We start from the raw sequence: 7,333 nt of genomic DNA on the forward strand, positions 1-7,333 counted from the left end.
GTCGTCCGACCCCGCCCGCGCCTATGCGCTCGCCGAGAAGCTCGACAGCGGCACCGTCTGGATCAACAAACACGCCGACCTCGCCCCCAACATCCCCTTCGGCGGCGCCCGCATGTCCGGCCTCGGCACCGAACTCGGCGAAGAAGGCCTCGCCGAATTCACGCAGCTCAAGATCGTCAACATGGCAAAATGAGGTTGAGGCGGACGCTCGTCCGCCTCACCCCCCCATTCGTCATTGCCGGGCCCTCCTTTGAAATCAAAGAGGCCGGCAATCCAGAAGCCGCGCCAGCAGCGTCCCTCTTCGCAAGACTCTCACGCCGTCTCCCGGAAACGGAAGGCGGCGTGGCGCCGCCCCAACACGCCAAAACCGTCATGGCCCGATTTATTCGGGCCATCCACGCCTTTCTTTCCGGCATGTTTGCATGGCAACCGCGCGTAAGCGCGCAACATCCGTCCGCCCGCCCCACTTGGGCGGACGGACGGATGTTTCAAGTTGCGGCTGGTCCTCGATCTCTAAGCGGCTAAACTTGCGTCGCCGATGATCCCCGCGCCGGTCAGGTTGCGGCTGGTCCTCGATCTCTAAGCGGCTAAACTCCGCGCTGTTATGGGCGCCACATGGTGGTGGTTGCGGCTGGTCCTCGATCTCTAAGCGGCTAAACTGCTGCTCGGCAGGCGGATCGAATACGAGGCGTTGCGGCTGGTCCTCGATCTCTAAGCGGCTAAACTGCGGCGGCGGAAGAGGCGCGCGACGAAGCGGTTGCGGCTGGTCCTCGATCTCTAAGCGGCTAAACTCATTCTGAACGGTTTGAAGATGGCATAGTCGTTGCGGCTGGTCCTCGATCTCTAAGCGGCTAAACTCTTCGTGAAGCGGTCCGCCTCCGCCGGTGCGTTGCGGCTGGTCCTCGATCTCTAAGCGGCTAAACTGGCGCCGTCCATTTCGGCGACGACGCCTTTGTTGCGGCTGGTCCTCGATCTCTAAGCGGCTAAACTAACGCGCGGCCCTGCATGCTCAATTCGCCGGTTGCGGCTGGTCCTCGATCTCTAAGCGGCTAAACTTGCGCGCGAGCGTGCTGCCGCCGCGCTTCAGTTGCGGCTGGTCCTCGATCTCTAAGCGGCTAAACTAATGGCTGGCGGCTCGGCAAGGACGCGGCCGTTGCGGCTGGTCCTCGATCTCTAAGCGGCTAAACTACGGACGATCATGGCTGGTGCTATCCGAAGGTTGCGGCTGGTCCTCGATCTCTAAGCGGCTAAACTATTCCGACGCATCTTGACGACGTGCATCCGGTTGCGGCTGGTCCTCGATCTCTAAGCGGCTAAACTGCCCCGCCGCGCCATGACCGGCACCACCACGTTGCGGCTGGTCCTCGATCTCTAAGCGGCTAAACTCAGTCTCGGAAACCACAGAAACCTAAGAGCGTTGCGGCTGGTCCTCGATCTCTAAGCGGCTAAACTCGCGCGCTGGCGCGATGCTGAAGGAAGGCGGTTGCGGCTGGTCCTCGATCTCTAAGCGGCTAAACTGTCCCGGCTGTCGGATAGACCTGATGGCCGGTTGCGGCTGGTCCTCGATCTCTAAGCGGCTAAACTCACGCGGTCAGAATTAACGTTTGCAAACTCGTTGCGGCTGGTCCTCGATCTCTAAGCGGCTAAACTTGAAATAGATTTGACGCGCTGTTGAAACCGGTTGCGGCTGGTCCTCGATCTCTAAGCGGCTAAACTCCGCCGCAAGGTTGTGACCGTTAGCAAGGAGTTGCGGCTGGTCCTCGATCTCTAAGCGGCTAAACTCGATAAGTGACTAAGGCCCTGCAATTGCAGGGCCTTTTTCTTGTCGAATTGCGCAAAAACCCGCATGGCCGCTCCTAAAACAGCGCCAGTTGATCCGGACTCTCCGAGCGGCGTTCACGTTTTCGTCCCGTAAAAATCCGGGCATTCGCATACTGCCGGTCGGTAATCTCGACAATATGGACCTTGCCCTTCGGCGGCAAGCTGTCGCGGACCCGGCCCACATAGGTCTCGGCGGCCTCCTTGCTGGGCGCGAACCGCAGATAGATCGAGAACTGTGCCATTTCGAATCCCTCATCCAGCAGGAATTGCCTGAACTTGGTCGCCTGCCGCCGCTCGGTCTTGGTGCCCACAGGCAGGTCGAACATCACATAAAGCCACATGATCCTGTACCCGCTCAGTTCAGGTCGCCGCGGCGCCATGTCCCGTCACCGCTCCAGCGGCAAGGGACGAATCGGCAAATCGAGTTTTGTCGCCTCACCCGAAAAACACCGCGCCAGCGAAAGTGCCAGCCGTTCCATGCACAGCGCCGCCGGCGATGCGCCGTTGACCGTCAGCATGTCCTTGATGAGCACACGCGCCAGCGCCTGCTTCGCGGCGCTGTCGAGTTCGACGACGCCCTCTTCCACAAGATCGAAAACCAGCAGGTCGACAATCGGTCGAAAGGGTTCCAGGCAATCGTCCACAAGGCAGAAGGCATTGCCGCGATTGGCATGGGCAAGGCCGAGGCTCGGATGCAGACCGGCCGCCATGATCGCGCGCGCCACGCCCGCCCGCGCGATCGCATATCCATAGTTCAAGAGCGCGTTCGTGCCGCCCGCGTCCCGGTCGCGGCGAAAATCGCTTCCGAAGAGCAGCGGCCAATAGCGCCGCGCCGCCTGTGCTTCCACATTCTCGGGATCGCCCGCCCGCACCTTGTGCGCCAGTAGCGAAAATCCGCCCGCGCGGCGGCCCACCGCGTCGAGCGTTGCCGCCTGCTGTTCGATCTTGGAACGGACGATCTGTTGCCACATTCGCTTCTTGAGCGGCTTGGTCGCGTCGGCCTGGTCCGAAATCCGCCCCGACTGTTCGTGGTGGCTGTCTGCTGCCCACATGAAGGCGACGGGTCGGTGATGCGGACCGCAGATCACGAACGGCACACACCGTTCGGCGAGTGCGGCAATCAGATTGTTGGAATAGGTCAGCCCATGCGCATTGCCGATCACGGCGGCAAGATCGTCCAGCGGCACCCGCCCGAGTTCGGTCTTGCCTTCGCTGACGACGAGGAACCCGCGATCCTTCGACAGATGCCGCCCGTCCTCGGCAATTTCGACAATACGCGCGATCATCCGCCGCCCGGCCGTCGCGGCCGCCCCAGCATGTCGAGTTGCGCAAGCTTCGCACCGGCTTTTTGAAGCGTCGTCATGGTTGGCCGCTGCCACGCGCGTTCGTCCTGCCCATGGGCGTCCTGATGCGGCGCAACCCAGACGCGATTTGAGGCGGCGTTGAGGCGGTAGACCGTCCAGTAGCGGTCGGCGGTCCCCAGATCTGCCTCGATCATGTCGCCCTTGTGCAGCGTCATCACGAGCCGTGCGCCGCGATAGCGTCTTGTCCATTCCGGCGTCCAGCCGTCTTTGTTGGCATCGAACACCGTCACGGCCTCGCAGAGCCAGTTGCCGTCATGCTCGAAAATCTCGATGCGGTGATTGTCGCCGGGCACAAGCGCCTTCTCGAATTGTCCGCCCGGGCCGTGGCGCACGGTGATGAAACTCTGCTCCGTCTTCAGCACCCGCACCCGGCGCACCCCGCTCGCCCGCCCGAATTCGGCCAGCGCGACGTTGAGTTTGGTGCCCGTTGTCTCCGCCGCCTCGGCCACGCGCATCAGTTCGGCGCGCAGGCTTGTGCTCTGCACCTGCGTGATCTCCTTCGCCGTCAGCCTGTCGATGGGTTTGCGCGTGACGAGATTGAATTTCTTGCCGTCGATCTCGGCATCGACGATCCCGTAGGCTGTCTCCTCATGGAGCTGGCCCTGGATGCCGTGGTCGCGCTTGTGCGCGACGACAAGCGCGTTGAGGCTTGCGCCGAGTTCGTCCCGGAACCCGTCCCAGGGTTTCGGCACGCCCTCGCTGCCGAACAGCCGCTGCACGTCCAGCGCCTCGCCCTTGCCCGCCGCATTGGCGATCCTTTGCAGCAAACTCCGTTCGGTGCAGGCAACCACGAAGGCGTCGATGGCGTGATGGCGATGATCGCCCCGGTCCTTCTTGCCGTCGGGCAGGTTGTGTCCCGGCAGCAATTGGTTGAGGCCCCACAATCCGCGCAGCATCGCGGTCATACGTCCCGGCACCGCCCACACCTGCCCCGGCTCGCACACATGTTCGAGATAGGCTTTGGTCAGCCGCGCGATGTGCTGCGTGTCGGTCAGGTGCCGCGCCGACCAGCCGCCATTTTCCGCGAAACGCGCCATCGCGTCGGGCGCGAAGCGCCATGCCTTGTTCTTGAACAGCCGCTCCGCGCGTTCGGCCATTTCCGTCAGCCGGTTTGCGTCGAAGGCATCGGCGGGCGCGCGGTTGCCCTTCTTCCGGTTGCTCTCGCGCGTACAAAGCACCTTGTTGGCGATGCCGTCGTCCAGTGTCGCCGAAAAGGGCAGGATGTGATCGATCTCGATATCGGCCGAGTAGAGCTTCTCGATGCCGATGGGCTTGCCGCTATAGACGCAGACCCGTTCGTCCGGCGGCAATTCGGCATAGAGCCGCATCCGTAGCCGGTTCTCGCCATTGTTCTCGACCTTCAGTTCCTTCAGCTTCTCCGCTCGAATCTCGTTCGCGTCCGTGTTCTCGCGGATGCGTTTGTTGTGTTCGTCCTTCTGCTTCTGGTTCTGTTTGAGTTCGCGCGCCAGCTCGACGACAATCTGCTCCGGCGGGCCATAGGCATCGATCAGCGCATTGACGAGCTTGCCTGTCTGGTTGAGCGCGATATGCACGGTCGGGTTGGTCACCTTGCCGCGCCGCTCCTGGCTTCCCTCCGGCGCGTCCGGCCGCTCGATCACATGCCGCTTGAGCAGGTCGCCGTAATAAGGGAGCCGCGCCAGCTTCTCGCCTTCCCGAAGGCTGGAGTGATGCAGGCCCAGCCGCTCCACCGCCTGATCGTAGGTGATCGGCGCCGGGTAGACTTCGCCGGTCGCCGGATCCGTCGCCTCGACGGATTCATGCGTCATCGCGTCGATGATGTCGGCCAGCATCGTCCTGCCGAGATTGCCGTAGCCTTGCGGCAATCGCAATTTGCCCGCGACATACTCGGTGTTCTCCGGCGCGAGCCCCGCATCCGCTTCGAGCCAGTCGGCCAGCGCGTCCTCGTCTTGTTCCGTCAGCAGCTTTTCGACGATCTCGTTCTGTCGCGCCCGTTCGAGACTCCGCCACGTCTTCCCGAAGGCGTTCTTCGCGCCGAGCTTTGCCGCCGTCAGGTCGGGATCGAAGCCCTTGCGGTTGGTCGCCTCGTAGTTGAAGCGCTCTCCGTCGTTCAACTTGATTGCCTTTCGCATCTTCTCGAACGTTACCGGCGATGCTTGCGCGCCGAGCAGCGCGGCCAGCGCATCGCGCTCGGTGATCGAGAGTTTGCGCGAGGCCGCGCCCGGCCGTTCGACGACGAGGCTCGAAAGGTCTTGCAGGATGCGGAAGCGCTGGAAATCGGGCAGGGCGCGTGGCGAGCGCTCCTCCTCCTCCGGCCTGAACGTGCAGCGGCCGACAACGGGCTTCTTCAAAGGCCGCTGTTCGATGGCAATGTGCTTGAGGCGAGCGAGAAGTTCGTCCGTCAACTGAGGATGATGCGCCGCCTGCACCTTCCATATCTCGTCGATCTCGTGTTCCACGAGATCGCGGCTCGGATAGAAGTCGTAGAGAATTTTCGTGCCTTCCGTCGTCGGCCGGAAACGGACCTGCTGGCGCTTTTCGTGCCGCTTCGCCAGAAACTGTCCGAGCGTCCGGCAGTCCTCTGCCGCCAGCGCCTCGCGCAACGCCTTGATGCCCTGCTTGGTCGCGCCTTTCTCGTCGTCGTCGCTGTCCGCGATGCGGTTCGACTTGAAGCCGCGCCGCTGGTTGATGTGGAACAGCGCCCGCCCGAGTTCATGTGCCTCGATCCGGCCATCCAGCGCGCGGGCGCGAAGCATGTAGGGATCGATCTTTTCAAGTTCCTTGCGCGCCGTCTCTGCGTCCGGCATCAACCCGCTCTCGACGAGCAGTTCCATCAGCCGTTTCTGACGTCTGAGAAAGCGGTCGCGCCGCCGGCGCATCGAGCGCGCGACGCGCCGGTCGGCCGCCAGCGACACTTTGCTTTGCGGGTCGCGCCCGGCCTCCTGATTGGGTGTCAGCAGTCTGACGCCGCTGGCAAGAACACCGTTCGGCTTTCCTTCGCCATCGAGTTTGAGTGCGCACCACCCGATCGAGTTGGTGCCAAGGTCCAGTCCCAGCCGATATTTCATGTCGCCGCCCCTCCCCGCGCCCTTACTATTTTACATAATAAGCATTTTGCTGCTTGAAATACCTCTTCAAATAAAGAAGATGGTTATGGGTGCGATTGAAAGTTTAGCCGCTTGGAGATCGAGGACCACCCGTTAACAAGCCCCTTGAGGGCACAAAATTCTCCTTCGGGAGAGAGAAGGCGGACCCTTGCGGTCCGCTTTTTTCTTTGCATCCTTCTCGCGGCAGGATCATCCGTCCACGGATCGTAAGTCACCCCTCCGGCCGCGTCCAGATCCAGCTTCCGCCGATCAGCGCCGCCGCCATCGGCGCCAGCGACCAGGGCAGCGGCGCGAAGAGGAGCGCGAAGACGATGCTCACCGCGAAGGCGGCGAGCGCCGCCTGCTTGCCCTTGCGCGAAATCGCGCCCCGCTCCCGCCACGCGCGGATGTGGCTGCCGAATGTCCGGTGCTCGACAAGCCACCGCTCCAGCCTCTCGTTGCTGCGCGCAAAACAGAACGCCGCAAGAATGACGAAGGGGACCGTCGGCAGGAGCGGCAGCACCACGCCGAGCCCGCCCAGCCCGAGCGCGAGGAAACCGGCGATGAGGTAGAAAATTTTCGGCAACCGGCTCTCCCGGAAAGATCGTGCTGCGGGGATGTCGACAGGCGCGCCCGAGGATAGGGGAAACGGTGTCCGGCGACGATGGGCATCTGCTCCGCAAATGCCGTTCCCGGAAATTTCGCATGGCGAAACGGGAGCGCCGCTTTATCCCCGCCCGTCCTCCCGTCCCGTCTCCCGCCGCTGCCCCTCCGGGGATAACCCTTCGGCGGACGGGGGCGGCAAGCCGCCGGCCGGCCCGGGGATATGTCCCGGCGGACCCGGGGACAACCTGCATATCGGCCGCATATCGTCCGTACACGGATCGATAAAATGCGCTTTATGACAGATTTGTGACAGTTCGATGACAGAAGGCCCGAAACCGGGGATAAACCGGGCAGGGAAGTGGTGCACCCGACACGATTCGAACGTGTGACCTCTGCCTTCGGAGGGCAGCGCTCTATCCAGCTGAGCTACGGGTGCCAGGGCCGGGCAAGGGCCGTCCGGCGAAGCGGGCGCAAGGT

At 62.9% G+C, this 7,333-nt stretch carries 5 protein-coding genes, 1 tRNA gene and 1 CRISPR repeat array; of the genes, 1 reads left to right on the top strand and 5 read right to left on the bottom strand.

Annotated elements, in window-relative coordinates; all coding sequences use genetic code 11:
• Window positions 1–193 (top strand): aldehyde dehydrogenase family protein (locus Q8S60_RS16770; protein ID WP_305668730.1); only part of this gene is annotated, 193 nt, incomplete at its 5' end.
• Window positions 194–492: 299 nt separating this feature from the next.
• A CRISPR array of direct repeats spans window positions 493–1,782; the repeat unit is 36 nt; unit sequence GTTGCGGCTGGTCCTCGATCTCTAAGCGGCTAAACT.
• Window positions 1,783–1,856: 74 nt separating this feature from the next.
• On the opposite strand, the gene cas2 is transcribed toward Q8S60_RS16770, so the two are convergent.
• The 5 genes from cas2 to Q8S60_RS16795 form a co-directional block, all read right to left on the bottom strand.
• A complete protein-coding gene (cas2, locus tag Q8S60_RS16775; RefSeq protein WP_305275598.1) occupies window positions 1,857–2,201 on the bottom strand; it encodes a CRISPR-associated endonuclease Cas2 in 345 nt (114 codons plus the stop codon).
• Window positions 2,202–2,207: 6 nt separating this feature from the next.
• Entirely contained in the window at window positions 2,208–3,107 is a 900-nt protein-coding gene (gene cas1 / locus Q8S60_RS16780; protein WP_305275599.1) for a type II CRISPR-associated endonuclease Cas1, read from the bottom strand.
• The gene (gene cas9, locus Q8S60_RS16785) at window positions 3,104–6,232 is read right to left on the bottom strand and encodes a type II CRISPR RNA-guided endonuclease Cas9 (RefSeq protein WP_305275600.1); all 3,129 of its coding nucleotides are present in this window, start codon (window positions 6,230–6,232) and stop codon (window positions 3,104–3,106) included. Before cas9 ends, cas1 begins: the two co-directional genes overlap by 4 nt.
• A gap of 250 nt (window positions 6,233–6,482) precedes the next feature.
• Entirely contained in the window at window positions 6,483–6,836 is a 354-nt protein-coding gene (locus tag Q8S60_RS16790) for a YbaN family protein (protein WP_305275601.1), read from the bottom strand.
• 379 nt (window positions 6,837–7,215) lie between these two features.
• A tRNA-Arg gene (locus tag Q8S60_RS16795) sits at window positions 7,216–7,292 on the bottom strand.
• Window positions 7,293–7,333: the final 41 nt, after the last annotated feature.

It is taken from the genome of Parvibaculum sp. (genome assembly GCF_030694575.1).
Lineage (GTDB): Bacteria > Pseudomonadota > Alphaproteobacteria > Parvibaculales > Parvibaculaceae > Parvibaculum.

Coding starts and splice junctions, on each gene's coding strand:
- cas9 (WP_305275600.1), bottom strand. CDS start 6,232: ATGAAATATCGGCTGGGACTGGACCTTGGCACCAACTCGATCGGGTGG.
- cas1 (WP_305275599.1), bottom strand. CDS start 3,107: ATGATCGCGCGTATTGTCGAAATTGCCGAGGACGGGCGGCATCTGTCG.
- cas2 (WP_305275598.1), bottom strand. CDS start 2,201: ATGGCGCCGCGGCGACCTGAACTGAGCGGGTACAGGATCATGTGGCTT.